The organism is Ruegeria sp. AL1 (assembly GCF_056540905.1).
Genome location: NZ_JBQFXP010000010.1, coordinates 22,228 through 38,978, shown reverse-complemented (window position 1 = coordinate 38,978; position 16,751 = coordinate 22,228). Strand labels below are relative to the sequence as shown.

Annotated in this window: 15 protein-coding genes; 10 read left to right on the top strand and 5 right to left on the bottom strand. The window is 57.9% G+C overall.

Annotated elements, in window-relative coordinates; all coding sequences use genetic code 11:
• Positions 1 to 5: 5 nt before the first annotated feature.
• The 6 genes from ACRZ9X_RS16120 to ACRZ9X_RS16095 are packed head-to-tail and all read left to right on the top strand — an operon-like array spanning position 6 to position 7,210.
• The gene (locus ACRZ9X_RS16120; protein ID WP_480520669.1) at positions 6 to 1,514 is read left to right on the top strand and encodes a sugar ABC transporter ATP-binding protein; all 1,509 of its coding nucleotides are present in this window, start codon (positions 6 to 8) and stop codon (positions 1,512 to 1,514) included.
• Positions 1,515 to 1,524: 10 nt separating this feature from the next.
• On the top strand, positions 1,525 to 2,466 hold the full coding sequence (locus ACRZ9X_RS16115; RefSeq protein WP_480520667.1) for an ABC transporter permease: 942 nt from the start codon (positions 1,525 to 1,527) through the stop codon (positions 2,464 to 2,466).
• A complete protein-coding gene (locus ACRZ9X_RS16110) occupies positions 2,463 to 3,500 on the top strand; it encodes a zinc-dependent alcohol dehydrogenase (protein ID WP_480520665.1) in 1,038 nt (345 codons plus the stop codon). The genes ACRZ9X_RS16115 and ACRZ9X_RS16110 overlap by 4 nt, the downstream gene beginning before the upstream one ends.
• A gap of 21 nt (positions 3,501 to 3,521) precedes the next feature.
• The gene (locus ACRZ9X_RS16105; protein WP_480520663.1) at positions 3,522 to 4,079 is read left to right on the top strand and encodes a hypothetical protein; all 558 of its coding nucleotides are present in this window, start codon (positions 3,522 to 3,524) and stop codon (positions 4,077 to 4,079) included.
• 27 nt (positions 4,080 to 4,106) lie between these two features.
• Positions 4,107 to 5,609: an aldehyde dehydrogenase family protein gene (locus ACRZ9X_RS16100; RefSeq protein ID WP_480520661.1), complete on the top strand. Its 1,503-nt coding sequence runs from the start codon at positions 4,107 to 4,109 to the stop codon at positions 5,607 to 5,609.
• The gene (locus ACRZ9X_RS16095) at positions 5,609 to 7,210 is read left to right on the top strand and encodes a GMC family oxidoreductase (protein ID WP_480520659.1); all 1,602 of its coding nucleotides are present in this window, start codon (positions 5,609 to 5,611) and stop codon (positions 7,208 to 7,210) included. The genes ACRZ9X_RS16100 and ACRZ9X_RS16095 overlap by 1 nt, the downstream gene beginning before the upstream one ends.
• 72 nt (positions 7,211 to 7,282) lie before the next feature.
• Here ACRZ9X_RS16095 and ACRZ9X_RS16090 read toward each other — a convergent pair whose 3' ends face one another.
• Positions 7,283 to 8,101, bottom strand: a complete 819-nt coding sequence (locus tag ACRZ9X_RS16090) for an aldo/keto reductase (protein ID WP_480520657.1) — start codon at positions 8,099 to 8,101, stop codon at positions 7,283 to 7,285.
• Between the two features lie 146 nt (positions 8,102 to 8,247).
• On the opposite strand from ACRZ9X_RS16090, the gene ACRZ9X_RS16085 reads away from it, so the two are divergent.
• Genes ACRZ9X_RS16085 through ACRZ9X_RS16075 form a run of 3 tightly spaced genes read left to right on the top strand, consistent with a single transcriptional unit; the run spans position 8,248 to position 10,925 of the window.
• Positions 8,248 to 9,828 (top strand): acyl CoA:acetate/3-ketoacid CoA transferase, encoded by a 1,581-nt coding sequence (locus tag ACRZ9X_RS16085; RefSeq protein ID WP_480520655.1) that lies wholly within the window; start codon positions 8,248 to 8,250, stop codon positions 9,826 to 9,828.
• The gene (locus ACRZ9X_RS16080) at positions 9,825 to 10,595 is read left to right on the top strand and encodes an enoyl-CoA hydratase/isomerase family protein (RefSeq protein WP_480520653.1); all 771 of its coding nucleotides are present in this window, start codon (positions 9,825 to 9,827) and stop codon (positions 10,593 to 10,595) included. The genes ACRZ9X_RS16085 and ACRZ9X_RS16080 overlap by 4 nt, the downstream gene beginning before the upstream one ends.
• An 18-nt stretch (positions 10,596 to 10,613) precedes the next feature.
• Positions 10,614 to 10,925, top strand: a complete 312-nt coding sequence (locus tag ACRZ9X_RS16075; protein WP_480520651.1) for a Dabb family protein — start codon at positions 10,614 to 10,616, stop codon at positions 10,923 to 10,925.
• A 103-nt stretch (positions 10,926 to 11,028) separates the two neighbouring features.
• Here the strand turns inward: ACRZ9X_RS16075 and cynS are convergent, their stop codons facing one another.
• From cynS to ACRZ9X_RS16055, 4 genes are read right to left on the bottom strand one after another with little or no spacing between them, the layout of a single operon-like run.
• The gene (gene cynS, locus ACRZ9X_RS16070) at positions 11,029 to 11,499 is read right to left on the bottom strand and encodes a cyanase (RefSeq protein ID WP_480520649.1); all 471 of its coding nucleotides are present in this window, start codon (positions 11,497 to 11,499) and stop codon (positions 11,029 to 11,031) included.
• 45 nt (positions 11,500 to 11,544) lie between these two features.
• The gene (locus ACRZ9X_RS16065; protein WP_480520647.1) at positions 11,545 to 12,450 is read right to left on the bottom strand and encodes an ABC transporter ATP-binding protein; all 906 of its coding nucleotides are present in this window, start codon (positions 12,448 to 12,450) and stop codon (positions 11,545 to 11,547) included.
• Positions 12,451 to 12,461: 11 nt separating this feature from the next.
• Positions 12,462 to 13,298, bottom strand: coding sequence for a nitrate ABC transporter permease (gene ntrB / locus ACRZ9X_RS16060; protein WP_480520645.1), 837 nt, complete (start codon positions 13,296 to 13,298; stop codon positions 12,462 to 12,464).
• A 3-nt stretch (positions 13,299 to 13,301) separates the two neighbouring features.
• Positions 13,302 to 14,690, bottom strand: a complete 1,389-nt coding sequence (locus ACRZ9X_RS16055; RefSeq protein WP_480520643.1) for a CmpA/NrtA family ABC transporter substrate-binding protein — start codon at positions 14,688 to 14,690, stop codon at positions 13,302 to 13,304.
• A 202-nt stretch (positions 14,691 to 14,892) separates the two neighbouring features.
• On the opposite strand from ACRZ9X_RS16055, the gene ACRZ9X_RS16050 reads away from it, so the two are divergent.
• Positions 14,893 to 16,749, top strand: a complete 1,857-nt coding sequence (locus tag ACRZ9X_RS16050) for a sigma 54-interacting transcriptional regulator (RefSeq protein ID WP_480520641.1) — start codon at positions 14,893 to 14,895, stop codon at positions 16,747 to 16,749.
• Positions 16,750 to 16,751 lie beyond the last annotated feature (2 nt).

The following is a 16,751-nucleotide window of genomic DNA, read 5'->3' as shown; positions in this document are numbered from 1 at the left end:
GGCAAATGTACGAACTGATCAATGTCGACAAGAAATTCCCCGGCGTCCACGCTCTGAAATCCGTGGATTTCAAGATAGGACGGGGCGAGATCGTGGGCCTCGTTGGTGAAAACGGCGCGGGCAAGTCCACGCTGATGAAGGTCATCTACGGCGCCTATCAGCCCGACGGCGGCGACATCACCATCGATGGCACCAAGGTTCGCTTCCAGAATCCACGTCAGGCGATGGATCACGGCATCGGCATGGTGTTTCAGGAACAATCCCTGATCACCAACCTGACCGTGATGGAGAACATCTTTCTGGGGTTCGAGCAGCAATTCGTAAGTTACGGCGTTATCAACTGGAAAGCCATGGCCGAGGCCGCGCGTAAGCAACTGGCCAAAGTCAAGCTGGATATCGATCCGGCGACGACGACCTCGAAACTGTCCTTCGCGCAGCGGCAACTGGTAGAGCTTGCAAAGGTTCTGACGCTGGAAGAGCGGATCGACGGCGATCTGGTCATTCTGCTGGACGAACCGACCTCGGTTCTGGCCAAGGAAGAGGTAGAGTTGCTGTTTTCGCTGGTACGCGAACTGACCAAGCGGGCGTCCTTTATCTTCGTCAGTCACCGCATGGACGAGGTTCTGGACCTGTCTGACCGTATCTATGTGATGAAGGATGGCGAGGTGGTGGACGTCGTCGCCCATGACGACGCGAATGTCGATGCGATCCAGCACAAGATGGTCGGGCGCGATGTCGACAAGGAATATTATCGCGAGCAGAAGCAGAAACCCTATCAGGCCGATGCGCCGCCGCTGGTGTCCTTCGAAAATGTCTCGATCACCGGCCGGTATTCGGACATCTCCTTCGATCTGCGCCCGGGTGAGGTGCTGTGTCTGGTCGGCACCGAAGGTTCCGGGCGCGAGGCAATCCTGCGGACGATCTTTGGTCTTGAAACCCCGTCCTCGGGTGCGGTCAGCCTGAAAGGATCTGCTGTCAGCAAATTCAAAGCACAGGCTGGGGTCGCCAGTGGCGTTGGTTACATCCCTCGCGAACGCAAGGTCGAAGGGATCGTCGCGGGGATGAATGTGTATGAGAATATGACGCTCAGCCAAATGGGAAACTATGCCAATTCGGGCGTGCTGCGGATTGGCGAGGAAAAATCGCTGGCCCGCCAATGGATCGACCGTTTGGCGATCAAGACACCGGATGTCTACAAGGATTGTGGCGGGCTGTCCGGCGGCAACCAGCAAAAAGTGGTGCTGGCCAAATGGCGCTCGGCCGGGTCGGATATCATCCTGCTGGATCACCCGACGCGTGGTCTGGATATTGGCGCCAAGGAAGATGTTTATGACATGGTGCGAGAGATGTCGGACGACGGCGTCGGCATCATTCTGGTCGCGGACACACTGGAAGAGGCCATTGGCCTCAGCCACACGATCATCGTCCTGAAGGATGGCATCGCCCAGAAACGTTTCGATTGCAGCCCGGGGGACAAACCGTCGCTTTATGACCTTGTCCACCACATGATCTGAGGCCGGACCCATGAGTTTTGAACGTATCAAACCCCATCTGCCCTGGATCACTCTGCTGGTTCTGGTGCTGGTCGTCGGCGCTGCAGATTCCAACTTTCTGCGGCCCGCCAACCTGATCTCGATGGCCGCCGACATCGTACCGCTGTTCATCATGGCGCTTGGTATGACTTTCGCGATCTATATCGGCGGGATCGACCTGTCGGCGCAGTCGGTCGCCAATATGACCACGGTGGTCGCCACGATAGCCCTGCCGACATTCGGGATCGGCGCGGCGCTGTTGTGTATTCTGTCCGGAGTGGTTCTGGGCAGTATCTCGGGCTATGTCACGACGCGGCTTTATGTGCCGTCCTTCATCTCGACCCTTGCGGTGGGCGGCATCGCCTTTTCGGCGGCGCAGTATATGTCGGGCCAGCGGGCACTGTTCATGGATGCCACGCTGCGGGATTCCACCTTTGGTTGGATGACCGGCTCGGTTGCGGGGTTGCCGAGCGAACTCATCATTGCGGCTGTTTTGGTTCTGGGCGCGTGGTTCCTGCAATCCCGCACAACCTTTGGCCGCGCGCTAAAGGCTGTAGGGGCAGGTGAGCCAGCCGCTGTGGCCTCGGGTCTGAACGTCAACCGGATCAAGATCATGGCCTTTGCCTTGTCCGGTGGACTGGCGGCGATTGCGGGCTTGCTGTTCTCGGTCAAGTTGTCCGGAGGTTCTCCCACTCTGGCAAACGGGTTCCTGCTGCCTGCGATCGTTGCGGTCCTGGTCGGAGGCACGCCGCTGACCGGCGGCGTTGGCGGGGTCATCAACACGCTGATCGGCACGCTTATTGTGGCCGTGATCCGATCCTCGATGCTGTATTTCGAAGTGGACGCGACCCAGCAGCAGATGGTGTTCGGCCTCATCCTGATCGTCGCGATTGCCCTGACCATCGACCGAACCAAGCTGAGGGTCGTCAAATGACACAAACAATGCGCGCCGCCGTTCTGGTCGAACCCGGCAGGTTCGAAGTGCAAGATGTGCCGCGCCCTGTGCCTCGGCGAGACGAGGTGCTGGTGCGCATTTCACGTGTCGGCATCTGCGGTACGGATATTCATATTTTCAACGGCCACTACGCGTCGGAGAATCTGCCGATGATCCCCGGCCATGAGTTCACTGGCACAATCGCCGAACTGGGCGAGGGTGCCTCTGGCCTGACCCTTGGTGCGCCGGTCGTCGTCGATATGAACATCGGCTGCGGCACCTGTTATTGGTGTCGCCGTAACGAGATTCTGAACTGCCCCGAGATGCAGCAGATGGGCATCACGATGGACGGGGCGTTTGCCGAATACATCTCGGTTCCCGCCCGGTTGGTAATACCCGCCGCACAGGACATACCACCCGAGGTTCTGGCGCTGACCGAGCCGCTTGCCTGCGTGGTGCGTTGCGCGCGTAAGGCCGGTATCACCTTTGGACAATCGGTGGTGGTGCTGGGCGCTGGCCCCATCGGCAACCTGCATGTGCAGTTGCTGCGCACCATTGGGGCAGCGCCGATCATCGTCGCTGATCTGTCGCAAGATCGGGTGGACATGGCATTGGATTCCGGGGCCGATATCGGCGTTACTGACGCTGCCCAACTGGAAGACGTGGTTCTGCAGCACACGGATGGGCGCGGTGCAGATGTGGTGATCGAAAGCGTCGGTCTGCCCGCGCTCTACCAGCAGGCCACGCGCCTGATCCGCAAAGGCGGCCATATCGCGGCATTTGGTCTGACCGGTGTGGGCGAAACTCTGCCCGTCGATATTCTGCAGACCATCCTGCAGGAAAACTCGATCAAGGGGTCTGTGGCCGGGATGGGGCAGGACATGCACGATGCGCTGACACTCCTGACCCACGGTCGCATCAAGACCGACCGCTTTACCGGCGCGACCTACCCGCTGGACCGCATTCAAGACGCCTTTGACACTTTTTCCGACAGACCCGGAGACCTGAAGACACAGATCGTTTTGGCCCATTAACCAAACACGGAGGACACCCCGATGACCGTTGAAGCCTATACATCCAAGCCCGAAGGTATGATCCCCAACAGCCGTTTTCCGCTGTTGATTCACCGCAATGCCATTCCCGGCGGTGGGATCGATGCGGTCAAGGCCCGGTTTCGCGAGAACGGTTGGGGCAACAATTGGGAATATCCGGGTGTCTATGAGTATCCGCATTTCCATTCGACCTCGCACGAATGTTTGGGATGTGCCACAGGCTGGATGGAGTTCAACCTGTCTGTGGAAGGCTGGACCAAGGTCCGGATATCTGCCGGCGACGTGATCGTCATGCCCGCTGGTATCAGCCACGAGATGGTGGGCCATTCCGACGATATCATGATGGTTGGCGGTTACGCAGGCGGGCGCGATTGGGACAATATTCAGGAAGCCCACTTGACGCCCGAGATGTTTCAGGCTGCGGTCAAGCGTATCATGATGCTACCGATCCCTGACAAAGACCCCGCCACCGGTGAGATACTGCACCAGTGGCACGATGCGCCGTCGTCCGTTGACGGTGGCTGGAACGATTTCCGCGACGGGCTGGACGCATCGTCCTGACCGCGCCCCAATTCTGGAGCCCTTCTGATGGATCAACAAAGTCAAATTCTGACCCCGCCCTCTGAACCGCGCGAATTCGGGTTTTTTATGGATGGTAAATCCGTGGCCGCGGCAGACCGCGATGTGTTTGAACGCGCCTCTCCTGGGCATGGAGTCCCGGTGACGCGCATTCCGCGTTGTACTGAGGATGATCTGAACGCGGTGGTCGCTTCGGCCCGCACCGCGTTTGATGATCGGCGCTGGTGCGGTCAGTCCGGCGCTGACAGGGCGGCGGTGTTGCTGAAAGCGGCGACGCTGATCCGGGAGCGGACGGATGAGATTGCCTATTGGGAAACGCTGGAGAACGGCAAGCCAATCAGCCAGGCGCGGGCCGAGGTGTCGGGCTGCGTTGGCATGTTCGAATTCGCTGCAGGTCTGGCCCGAGCGCTGCATGGCGACAGTTTCAACAACAGCGGTGACGGCGCGATGGGGATCGTCACGCGCGAACCTGTGGGTGTGGTCGGCCTCATCACGCCTTGGAACTTCCCGTTCCTCATCCTGTGCGAACGGGTCCCGTACATTCTGGCGTCAGGTTGCACCATCGTTGCGAAACCGTCCGAGGTGACCAGCGCGACCACTCTGATGTTGGCCGAAATATTGTCGGAAGCCGGATTGCCCGACGGCGTGTTCAATGTGGTCACCGGTTCGGGCAGCGTCATCGGTCAAAAGCTGGCCGAGCATATGGACGTGGACATGCTGTCCTTTACCGGCTCCACCGCTGTTGGCCGATCAGTTGTGGCGGCCTCTGGTCAGAGCAATTTCAAGAAGCTGGGACTGGAGCTGGGCGGCAAGAACCCGCAGATCGTGTTTGCGGATGCCGATCTTGAGGATGCGGCGGACGGCGTCGCCTTTGGGATTGCCTTCAATACCGGACAGTGTTGTGTGTCCGGCGCACGGTTGCTGGTCGAGCGTTCGGTCGCCGATAAGTTCGCTGAGATGGTGACCGACAAGCTGCGCAAGGTTCGCGTCGGTGATCCACTGGATGAGCGCACTCAGGCCGGGGCCATTACGACGGACGCGCAGAACCGCACGATCCTGTCCTATATCGCCAAAGGTCAGGAAGAGGGCGCGACCTTGTTGACCGGGGGAACCACACCTCAGATCTCGGGTGGGCAGTATATTGATCCGGTCGTGTTCACCGATGTGACCAACGACATGGTGATCGCGAAAGAAGAGATTTTCGGCCCTGTTCTCTGCGTCATCCCTTTCGATACGATTGACGACGCGATCGCGATCGCCAACGATACCGAATATGGTCTGGCCGCCAGCGTCTGGACCAAGAATATAGACAAGGCCCTGACCATTTCGCGCCGCGTTCAGGCGGGCCGGTTCTGGGTCAACACCACGCTGGCCGGTGGGCCCGAGCTGCCCATTGGGGGCTTCAAAGCCTCGGGCTGGGGGCGGGAAGCCGGGATGCATGGGGTCGAAGAATATACGCAGGTCAAATCGATCCATGTCGAGATCGGTAAGCGTGCACATTGGGTGGAGTGATGGTAAAAGGCGGGTACGATTATGTGATTGTCGGCGGTGGTGCCGCCGGGTGTGTTCTTGCGCGTCGTCTGAGCGAGGACAGCAATGTGCAGGTCCTGTTGCTGGAGGCGGGTGGCAAGGACAGCCATCCGTTGATCCACATGCCGGTGGGCTTTGCCAAGATGACCGACGGGCCTCACACATGGGGCTTTACAACGGTTCCGCAAGTCAACGCCAACAACCGCGAGATACCTTATGCTCAGGGTCGGGTGATCGGCGGCGGTAGCTCGATCAACGCCGAGGTCTTCACCCGTGGCAACCCCGTGGACTATGACCGTTGGGCCAATGAAGAAGGATGTGAAGGCTGGGCGTTCAAGGATATCCAGAAATATTTCATCCGGTCAGAACGCAACGCCATTCTATCCGGCGACTGGCACGGAACCGAGGGCCCTCTGGGGGTCTCGAATCTGGACGCGCCGCAAGAGATGACCCGCGCCTTCGTGCGATCCTGCCAGGAGGCCGGGATTCCCTATAATCCTGACTTCAATGGCGCAGTTCAGGAAGGTGCGGGTGTTTATCAGACGACAACCTGGAACGCCAGGCGGTGTTCGGCGGCGGTGGGTTACCTGAAACCTGCTTTGTCACGGGCTAACCTGACGGTCGAAACCGGATGTCAGGTTCATCGGGTCGTGATTGAAAACGGGCGCGCGACCGGTGTCGAATATGACAAGGGCGGCGAGGTTCAGACCGTCACCGCAGATCAGGAGGTTCTCGTCACCTCGGGAGCAATCGGAACGCCCAAGCTGATGATGCTGTCGGGTGTTGGCCCGGCGGCGCATCTGCAAGAGCATGGGATCGATGTGAAACATGATTTGCCGGGCGTGGGCGAGAACCTCAACGACCATTTCGGTATTGATATCGTGGCAGAGTTGACGGGCCATCAAAGTCTGGACAAATACAACAAACCCCATTGGGCCGCATGGGCAGGTATTCAATACTACCTTTTCGGTTCGGGCCCGGTGGCATCGAACGTGGTCGAAGGCGGTGCGTTCTGGTATGGGGATACGTCCGCGCCAGTGCCTGACCTGCAGTTCCATTTCCTGGCCGGAGCAGGGGCTGAAGCAGGCGTTCCGAGCGTGCCCAAAGGCAGTTCCGGCATTACCTTGAACTCGTACACGGTGCGGCCAAAGGCACGTGGAACTGTGCGGCTGCGGTCAAATCGGGTGGAAGACATGCCGTTGGTTGATCCAAACTTCCTCGGGCATCCTGATGACTTGAAAACCTCGGTCGAGGGTGTGAAGCACAGCGTTGAGATCTTCCGGCAGAAAAGCTTGCAGAAGTACATTCGCCAAATTCGTTTCCCCGATGAAAATGTAAAGACACAGGCGGAGTACGAGGCTTATGCACGGCAATATGGCCGGACCTCGTATCACCCCACCTGTACCTGCAAGATGGGTGTGGACGATATGGCCGTGGTTGATCCGCAGATGCGGGTGCACGGGGTTGACGGGCTGCGGATTTGCGACAGCTCGGCCATGCCAAGCCTGATCGGATCAAACACCAATGCGCCAACGATCATGATGGCGGAAAAAGCCTCGGACATGATCCGGGGCAACCACTGAGGTTCGCGGTTTTTGAAGGTGTAGGGTTTCTCCCCAGACTGGCGGTGCCGCAGATGGGCACCGCCTTTTTTGTCAGTCCCAATCGGGCGCCCAAGGCACCAGATCAGCGCTGACGATGCGATATCCGGTTTGGGTCATGGCATCGATCCTGTCCATGTCAATACTGGACAGAGTAAAGTCCATCACGTCAAAATTCGCCTGAATATTCGTGCGCTTGGTGGACATGGTGTTGATCGAAACACCCTTTTGCAGAATCCACCGCAGCACGACCTGACCAGCAGTCTTGCCATAGCCTTGTCCGATTTCTTCGAAGATCGCGTGTTTGAAGACTTCTCCGCGCGCAACCGAACAATAGGACGATAGCGGAATGCCAGTTTCGGTTGCGGCAGTCAGAAGGATGTCCTGATTTAGCAGCGGATGGAATTCCACCTGATTTGTGACCAAAGGAACGTCTATGATTTGGGTCGCATCCCGCATCATCTGAGCGGTGTAGTTAGACACTCCGATATTGCGCGCCAGCCCTTTTGTGTGTGCCTGTTCCAGCAGTTTCAGGGATGGGCCGATATCGCCTCCGACGGGTGGCCAGTGCAACAACAGGACGTCAGCATAGTCCAGGTTCAGTTTCTTCAGGCTTTCTTCGACGGATGCGAGAAAAGCCTGATCAGTGAAGTTGTCGGGATGGACCTTGGTGGTGACGCAGATTTCGTCGCGCGGCAATCCAAGCTCGGCCAGCGCGGCGCCGGTTTCCGCTTCGTTTTCGTACATCTGTGCTGTGTCGAATGATCGATACCCGACTTCGGCAGCGATCATCATCGCGTCGCGCAATTCGTTTCCCGTCAACGGAAAAGTGCCGAAAGTGCGTTGATTTGTGCCCTGATAGTATATGTTCATCGGGTGTCTCCCATATAGATCTGAAAAGTAACTTAATGGTTACTTGAGGTCAGGTCAATTCATTCCATGTAACAGATTATGTATTGATTTCGGGCGATGGCTGGGTCATACATTATATAACCAAACGGTTACTTGATGAGGGCCTTATGACCAAGCAGATGACAGCGCGTGATGCCGCCAACCTTATACCGGATGGGGCAACTGTGGCGGTGAACTCCTCAAGCGGATTGTGCTGTCCGGATGTGGTTTTGCAAGGTTTGGGCGAGCGGTTCGATGCGGAAGGGGCGCCAAGGAATCTGACTACGATCCATCCGATTGCGGCGGGGGATATGTTCGGCACGAAAGGGGTCGATCACATCGCCAAACCGGGTTTGCTGACACGGATCATAGGCGGCTCGTACCCATCGGGGCCCAGCAAGGCGGAACCGCCGCTGATCTGGCAAATGATCACCGCCGAGCAGGTGCGCGCCTATAATGTTCCCTCGGGCATCATCTTTGACATGCTGCGCGAAGCGGCAGCCAAACGTCCGGGTGTTCTGACAAAAGTTGGGATGGATACCTTTGTTGACCCCGATATCGAAGGTTGCGCCATGAACGAGGCAGCCCGCGCCGAACCCATTGTCAAACGGATGGCGTTTGAGTGCGAAGACTGGTTGTACTTTAAATCCATGGCCCCAAACGTCGCAATCATCCGGGCCACGACAGCCGATGAAAAGGGCAACCTGAGTTTCGAACATGAAGGGGCGTATCTGGGCGCGATGGAAATGGCTCTGGCCGCAAGAAATAATGGCGGCGTGGTGATCGCGCAGGCAAAGCGTATCGCCGCTGCGGGCAGTATTCGCCCCCATGACGTGCATGTGCCGGGCATTCTGGTAGATGCGATTGTCGAAGCGCCAGAGCAGTTGCAGACCACGGCGACGGAATATGACCCGGCTATCTCGGGTGAATTGACCCGCCCGATTGAAAGTTTCCGCACGGCGGAATTCAATGTCGGCAAAGTTATTGCCCGCCGGGTCGCTCAGGAACTCAAGGATGGCTGGGCCGTGAATATCGGATTTGGCATCTCGGCCAACGTGCCGCGTATTCTGGTCGAAGAAGGGCTTCATGGATCGGTTACATGGATGATCGAGCAGGGTGCCGTAGGCGGCGTGCCGTTGCTGGATTTCAAATTTGGCTGCTCTGCCAATGCCGAGGCTTTCGTGCCGTCACCCCATCAGTTCTGCTATTTCCAGGCGGGCGGCTTCGACGCGTCGCTGTTGTCTTTCCTCGAAGTCGACAAAAACGGATCGGTGAACGTGTCTCGATTGTCGGCTATCCCACATCGCACCGCCGGGGCAGGGGGATTTGTGGACATCACGGCTCGGGCGCGTAAGATCGTATTCTCTGGCAACTTTAACGCAGGCGCCAAGATGACTATCGAAAACGGGCAACTGAATATCCTGCAAGAGGGCAAAGTCGCCAAATTTGTGGATGAGGTTGATCAGATCTCGTTCTCGGGCAAACGGGCGCGGCTTCAGGGACAGGATGTGACCTATGTGACCGAGCGTTGCGTGATCAGGTTGAGCGATCAGGGCCTGATGGTTACGGAAATCGCGCCTGGTATTGATCTGCAGCGGGATATTCTGGATAAGGCGGCAACGCCACTTTTGGTGGCAGATGATCTGAAGGTCATGGACGCCAATCTGTTTGACCCAGCCTTGATGGGTCTGGCGCTGCCTGCCGCATGATGGACCATTTCCTGCTTGATATTGAGGCCGGCATTGCCCGTCTTACGCTCAACCGCCCCGAACGGCTGAATGCGCTGACCGAAGCAATGATGGACGATCTGCTGGCTGTGTGCCGTCGTATTGAGCGGGCCGAAGATGCGCATGTGGTCATCCTCACCGGTGCCGGGCGTGCATTTTGTGCAGGTGGTGACATTGATGCTTGGGCCGATCACTCAGCGGACGGGTTCGCACGCCATTGGCTGCGGGACGGGCATCAGGCGCTGGACGCGCTGGCGCGACTGCGACAACCGGTGATTGCCGTCTTGAACGGTCATGCGCTGGGGGGTGGGTTGGAACTTGCCGCTTGCGCCGATTTGCGTATCGCCGAGGCGCATATTCGCATCGGTCAACCTGAACCTGCTTTGGGTATCATTCCGGGCTGGTCCGGCACACAGCGCACCGTGCGCCGGTTTGGGGCGCAGATCGTTCGGCGTATGGCCGTATTTGGTGCACAGTTCGACGCGACCGAGGCTGCGGGTCTGGGGCTGGTGGATCAGGTTGTCCCGCAAGGTGAAGGTATGGCTGCCGCCTATGAGGTGGCCCAAAGCCTGCGTCATCGCGGGCCCGTTGCCACCGAGTTGGTCAAGATGCTGATCAACGCTGCCGAAGGCGAAGAGCGTGAGCGCGTGTTTGAAGTTCTGGCTGGTCGCGCCGCAGCCATGCAGCCGGAATTGCAAACCGGATTGTCCGCCTTTAAAGCCCGCAAAAAGGCTGATTTCTGGGAATAATATCGAAGGGAGGCTTTGATGATCCGCCACCTCGTCCATCTGCGATTCAGGGAAAACGTGCCGGAGGCCGACAAGCAGGCGCTCTATGCCGATCTGGCCGCTTTGTCAGGCCATATCGAAGGTATTTTGGACTTTCAGCATCGCAAGAACGTCTCGGTTGAAACGCCGCTGGTGCGTGGGTTCACCGATATGTTCTGGTTCGACTTTCGCGACACACCAGTGCGCGACACCTATCTTGAAGACCCGACCCATCAGGAAATCGGTGGCCGCATCGTCGCGCAGCTAGACGGTGGCGCGGATGGCGTTTTCGTGTGCGATATCGAGCTTTGATGACGGCCCCCTGAATATGCCTCACCGCGTAAACCAAAAGCGGTGAGGCAAAGCAGCCAATTGGCTTGCTTATCTGAGTGAAAAAACCGCGTAAGGGTCTGGTCTACCAGGAATTGTAAGACAGGTATTTGCCGGACATCTCGACCTTGACCCGGTCTCCTTTTTCGTGCGGTACGCGTGTGACCTGCATGTCGAAATCGATCGCAGACATGATCCCGGTTCCGAACTTTTCTTCTATCAGCGCTTTCAGTGTCGGGCCGTAGACGCCGACGATTTCGTAGAACCGATAGATGCAAGGGTCAGTTGGGACGCTTTGTTCCCAGACCTTGGTGGGGGGCTCTTCCAGCACGCCCGCCGCTTCTTGCGGCAGGCCCATCATGGACACAAGCGCTTGGGCCTTGTCTTTGGGAAAGGCGTTCATGCCCATGCAGGCGGAGTGGGTCCAGACCGGCGACATGTCAATCTTTTCCGCGATACCTTCCCATGTCAGCCCCGCCTGTTTTTTGGCGGACAGGATCATCAGCGTTACATCTTCTTTGGTCATCATTTGAGGCAGTTCAAGTGTATCTTTCATAGGGGGTTCCTCCTGCTTGGTCGTGGTGTCAAAGCGCCGGTCGGGTCAGTCATTGACCGCGCGTAATGGGGGGTTGATTTCAGCTTCGGCCGGGGCGGCTTCGGTCAGATCGATAACGACCGAGTCCGGTGTCTGCGCCGCACCATCACTGGCTTGCCCGGCCAGTTCTTTCGAGCGTTGACCCAGGAATTGCACCAGATGATTGCGGATCGCGTAGTAGTTCGGATGCTCGACGATTTCGGTCCGGCTGCGCGGTCTGGGGATCGTAATTTCAACGGACTCAGCGACCCGTGCAAACGGACCATTGGTCATCAGCAGGATGCGGTCGGCCAGAAGGATTGCCTCGTCAATGTCATGGGTGATCATGAATACCGTCTGTTCGGTTTCGCTCCAGACTTTCAACAGTTCGTCCTGAATGGTGCCCCGTGTTAATGCGTCCAATGCGCCAAAGGGTTCATCCAGCAACAGCAGCTTGGGTTGGTTGGCAAAGGCCCGCGCGATCGAGACACGCTGCCGCATTCCGCCCGACAACTGGCTGGGTTTGCGGTGAACCACATCCCCCTCCAGTCCGACCTTGGCCAGAAAGGCCCGGGCATGCGCGTCAATCTTGGCGGCGGGCCAATCCGGATATCGGGCCTTGACCCCGAAGGTTACGTTTCTCAACGCCGACAGCCATGGCAGCAGCGAATAGTTCTGAAATACGACGCCGCGATCCAACGACGGGCCAGAGACTTCGAACCCGTCCATCTTGACGACGCCCGAGGTCGGCTCGGCCAGTCCGGCAAGGATGTTCATGATCGTGGATTTGCCGCAGCCTGAATGCCCGAGAATGCAGACAAATTCGCCTTTCTCGATGCCGAAGCTGGCGTTTTCGAACACGGTCAGGGTGCCGCCCTGTCCATCCGGGAACTGCTGGGTCAGCAATTCGATACTCAGAAACGGTTTGCTCATGATGCTGCTCCTTATTCCGCGTAGGCCACGGCGCGTTGCAGGTAGGCAAAAGCCGAATCCAGCAGCATTCCGACGACGCCGATCATGAGGATGGAAAAGATGACCGAAGTCAGATCGAGATTGTTCCACTCGTTCCACACGTAATAGCCGATGCCTGTGCCGCCAACGAGCATCTCGGCCGCCACGATCACAAGCCAGGCGATTCCGATCGAGATACGCATGCCGGTGATAATTGTTGGCGCAGCAGCGGGCAGGATCACGGTAAAGGCAGTGCGAAACGGCCCTAGTTCATGCGTGCGCGCCACGTTGACCCAATCTTGCCTGACACCAGCCACTCCGAAGGCCGTGTTGATCAGCATCGGCCAGATCGAGCAGATGAAGATCACAAAGATCGCACTTGCCTCGCTGTCCTGAATGATGAACAGCGCCAATGGCATCCATGCCAGCGGAGATATGGGCCGCAGCACCTGAATGAACGGGTTGAAGGCTTTGTAGGCGACCTGACTCATACCAATCAGAAAACCCAGCGGGATTGCCACAAGGGCGGCCATGAAATACCCGGTCAGAACACGGTAGATCGAATAGCCGATCTGAATGCCGATGCCTTTGTCGTTCGGGCCTGCGTCATAGAACGGGTTCGACAACTGCTCCCATGCCTTGGCGATGACCTGGCTTGGCGGGGGGACGCCAGCCTTTTGCGCTCCTCCACCTGTCAGGCGCTCGTATTCAGTGAGTTCTCCGGCGGCTTTCTGGGCGGGAATGGCGGCCTCCCAGATCAGGAGGCCGAACACCAGCATGACCACCGACAAAAGCGCGGCCCGCTGGTTGATGGAAAGAGTGTCCAGCATCTGTCAGGCTTTCCCGATCGCGAAGCTGGAGACATAACCTTCGGGGTCTTTGGGATCGAAAGTTTTGCCCATGATTGTATGGGATTTGTAAGTCACATCGGGTGCGTCATACCCAAGATCGTTCATGATCTTCTTGGCATCTGCGGCCAAGTAAACCTGCTCGGCCACACCTTTGTAATCCACGTCGCCTTCGATATATCCCCAACGCTTCATCTGCGTCAGGATCCAGACCCCCATCGAATGCCACGGGAACGGATCGAAATCGATCCGGTCAGGCACTTGCTGCACCTCGCCCAGACCATCGGCGTAGGTGCCGGTCAGGACCTGCTCGATCACCGGAACAGGCTGATTGAGGTAATTGGTCGGCGCAATCGCTTCCGAGATATCCTTGCGGTTGTCGGGGTTTGACGCGAACTGAGTGGCGTCGATGATCGACTTGAGCAACGCGCCGTAGGTGTTGGGCAGCTCGGTCGCAAAACTCAGCGGGGCGGCGAAGGCGCAGCACGGATGCCCTTCCCAGATCTCTTTGGTCAGGGTGTGGATGAACCCGATCCCTTCCCAGACCGCGCGTTGGTTGAACGGATCGGGCGACAAATAGCCGTCGAGGTTTCCGGCGCGCAGGTTCGCAACCATCTCTGGCGGCGGCACAACGCGGATCTGGATATCGACATCGGGGTCCAGCCCGAACTCGGCCACGTAATAGCGCAGCAGGAAGTTGTGCATCGAGTATTCGAATGGCACGCCGAAGGTGAACCCCTTCCACTGCTTCGGGTCGCGCTTGTCCAGATGTTCGTTCGACAGCACGATGGCTTGTCCGTTGATGTTCTCGACCGCTGGCATAATGTATGGGGTCGCAACCGAGCCTGCGCCCAACGTCATGGCCAGAGGCATCGGAGTTAGCATGTGGCTGGCGTCATATTCGCCCGACAGAGATTTGTCGCGCGCCACAGCCCAACCGGCCGTCTTGATCACCTGCGCGTTCAGACCGTAACGTTCGTAGAAACCCATCGGTTGCGCCATGATGATCGGCGTGGCGCAGGTTATCGGGACAAAACCGATGTTCAGATCGGTTTTTTCGGGTGTGCCAAGGTTGTCCAGAATGGCCGCTTTGGCCTGATCCAGAGGAAAGACCGAGGCCAGCGCAGCAGCAGCCGTGCCACCGCCCAGCATCCCCATGAATGAGCGGCGGCTGATGTCGCTCTGACCAAAAATCGACCGGACGATCGCGCTTTCGACCACGCGTTCGGTCATTTCTTCCGAGGACATGGTTGTGGCCTCGACATGGTCCTTGTCATGCCCGTGCCCCGACAAGCATCCCTCGCAGCCGCAATCGGCCCCATGTCGCAGATCGGTTTTCTCGGAAAACGGATTTCCCAGGCTCTTCAGTGTCATGGCTTCACCCTTTCGCAATGGAGTTGCCACCATCGTGCCAGCCGGATGTCGCGTGAAACAGTAGGGGCACAAAATTTGTGCACTCATAAAAGATTAATAAGATCATGGTTTTAAAGAGAGTCATGCGGTTTAGATTTTACGATAAATCGTAAATTACGAAATTTCGTTTTCTGACGCTGCATCGCAGCGATACACTGACCCCATGTCCCTTGATCATCTGTCACCTGATTCCGTTTTGCTGTCTATGCCGGAGGCCGCACTGGTTCTCGACACCGCGTCTGATCGCGTGGTTCGTTGGAATCGGCCCGCCGCAACATTGTTGTCGGGCGCGCCCAATGCATCCCCGCGCGCCTTTTCGTCTTACCTGAAAGAGGCGCTGCCCGAGTTTATTGTGTTTATCGAGGAGGTGGATCACAGGTGCGAAAGCTGGACCCGCGACGTTACTCTGACCTCCGTGCAGGGGAAAGCCATTCGGGTCGAGCTGCGCGCCCGTCCTGTGCGAGGAAAAGCCGGTTGGTTGATGATGACGATCACCGATCTGGACGCGCTGGATCAACGGGCGGAACTGACTGCGACGGCCCAGACCTTTCGCGCAGGTATTCTGGAATGGAGGCGTACGGAGGGTTTCTTTGCAGAGCTGGAGCGCCAAAACCAGTTGATCCTGAACGCGGCGGGTGAGGGGATTTACGGTGTGAACGCCGAAGGAAAGACCACATTCGTCAATCGCGCAGCGCAAGAGATGCTGGGCTGGACGACCGAGGATCTGTTGGGAAAGGACATCCACTCGATGATCCATCACCATCATCTGAACGGCGACGTCTATCCCTCGCAGCAATGCCCGATTTACCGCTCGTTTCGTTTCGAACAGGTGCATCGGATCGAAGATGAGGTGTTCTGGCGGAAGGATGGCAAGCCGATCCGCGTCGAATATGTCTCGACTCCGATCTACGACCAACAGGTTCTTGCCGGGGCGGTGGTGATTTTCCGTGACATAACGGACCGCAAGGAAAACGAGCGCAAGTTGCGGGATGCTTTGGACGAGGTGGCCGCGTTGCGTGACCGGCTGGAACAGGAAAACGCGTATTTGCAAGAGGCGATTACCTCGGAGCGCGCCCATCACGACATCATCGGAACCTCACCCGCAATCCGTCAGATCGTAACCCGGATCGATCTGGTGGCAGAAACAGATGCGACAGTGCTTGTGTCTGGCGAAACAGGCACCGGAAAATCACTGGTCGCGACTGAAATCCACAAAGCCAGCCCACGTGCCCGCCGCCCGTTGATCCATTTCAAATGCGGGTCACTGGCACGGGACGAGATCGAGGCCGAACTCTTCGGCCATGTGCGTGGTGCGCCCAACGGGGCCACGCGCGACAAGCCGGGCAAGCTGGAGCTGGCCCATGGGGGCACCCTGTTCATTGATGATGTCGAGGAATTGCCGCTTGAGTTGCAGGGTAAGCTGTTGGCTGCGCTGCAGAATGGAACGGTTACAAGGCTGGGCGACACGCGCGAAAAGCCCATCGACATTCGCGTGATCGCATCGACATCCCTGACCGACTCGCAGGCGCGCCGTGCGGACCGCATTCGCGAGGATCTTTATTTGTTCCTGAACGTTTTTCCGATCACCTGTTTGCCGTTACGCGACCGGCAAGAGGACATCCCCTTGCTTGCAACCCATCTGCTGAACATCGCATGTCGCCGCCTGAACCGACCGGTTCCCGTGCTGACTGCCTTGGGGGTGCAGCAGTTGCAGGCCTATGACTGGCCCGGCAACGTTCGCGAGCTTCACAATGTGATCGAACGGGCGGCGATCGTGTCACATGGCACCAAGCTTGTGATCGAACTGACAGGCACAACACCGACGCCACAGACCAACGCGCCATTTCGGACGGAAACACAGATGCAAGAGTTGATGCGCGCAAATTTGGTCGCCACATTGCGCGAGACAAAAGGCCGGGTTTCCGGCGCATCTGGAGCGGCAGCCCTGCTTGGTGTGAAACCGACGACGCTGCATTCGCGCATTAAATCGATGGGTATCTCTGACGCAGAGTGGGAGTGAGA

What these genes read in the sequence shown, in the direction of transcription:
- ACRZ9X_RS16120 (WP_480520669.1), top strand. Translation starts at nt 6, where the DNA reads ATGTACGAACTGATCAATGTCGACAAGAAATTCCCCGGCGTCCACGCT.
- ACRZ9X_RS16115 (WP_480520667.1), top strand. Translation starts at nt 1,525, where the DNA reads ATGAGTTTTGAACGTATCAAACCCCATCTGCCCTGGATCACTCTGCTG.
- ACRZ9X_RS16110 (WP_480520665.1), top strand. Translation starts at nt 2,463, where the DNA reads ATGACACAAACAATGCGCGCCGCCGTTCTGGTCGAACCCGGCAGGTTC.
- ACRZ9X_RS16105 (WP_480520663.1), top strand. Translation starts at nt 3,522, where the DNA reads ATGACCGTTGAAGCCTATACATCCAAGCCCGAAGGTATGATCCCCAAC.
- ACRZ9X_RS16100 (WP_480520661.1), top strand. Translation starts at nt 4,107, where the DNA reads ATGGATCAACAAAGTCAAATTCTGACCCCGCCCTCTGAACCGCGCGAA.
- ACRZ9X_RS16095 (WP_480520659.1), top strand. Translation starts at nt 5,609, where the DNA reads ATGGTAAAAGGCGGGTACGATTATGTGATTGTCGGCGGTGGTGCCGCC.
- ACRZ9X_RS16090 (WP_480520657.1), bottom strand. Translation starts at nt 8,101, where the DNA reads ATGAACATATACTATCAGGGCACAAATCAACGCACTTTCGGCACTTTT.
- ACRZ9X_RS16085 (WP_480520655.1), top strand. Translation starts at nt 8,248, where the DNA reads ATGACCAAGCAGATGACAGCGCGTGATGCCGCCAACCTTATACCGGAT.
- ACRZ9X_RS16080 (WP_480520653.1), top strand. Translation starts at nt 9,825, where the DNA reads ATGATGGACCATTTCCTGCTTGATATTGAGGCCGGCATTGCCCGTCTT.
- ACRZ9X_RS16075 (WP_480520651.1), top strand. Translation starts at nt 10,614, where the DNA reads ATGATCCGCCACCTCGTCCATCTGCGATTCAGGGAAAACGTGCCGGAG.
- cynS (WP_480520649.1), bottom strand. Translation starts at nt 11,499, where the DNA reads ATGAAAGATACACTTGAACTGCCTCAAATGATGACCAAAGAAGATGTA.
- ACRZ9X_RS16065 (WP_480520647.1), bottom strand. Translation starts at nt 12,450, where the DNA reads ATGAGCAAACCGTTTCTGAGTATCGAATTGCTGACCCAGCAGTTCCCG.
- ntrB (WP_480520645.1), bottom strand. Translation starts at nt 13,298, where the DNA reads ATGCTGGACACTCTTTCCATCAACCAGCGGGCCGCGCTTTTGTCGGTG.
- ACRZ9X_RS16055 (WP_480520643.1), bottom strand. Translation starts at nt 14,690, where the DNA reads ATGACACTGAAGAGCCTGGGAAATCCGTTTTCCGAGAAAACCGATCTG.
- ACRZ9X_RS16050 (WP_480520641.1), top strand. Translation starts at nt 14,893, where the DNA reads ATGTCCCTTGATCATCTGTCACCTGATTCCGTTTTGCTGTCTATGCCG.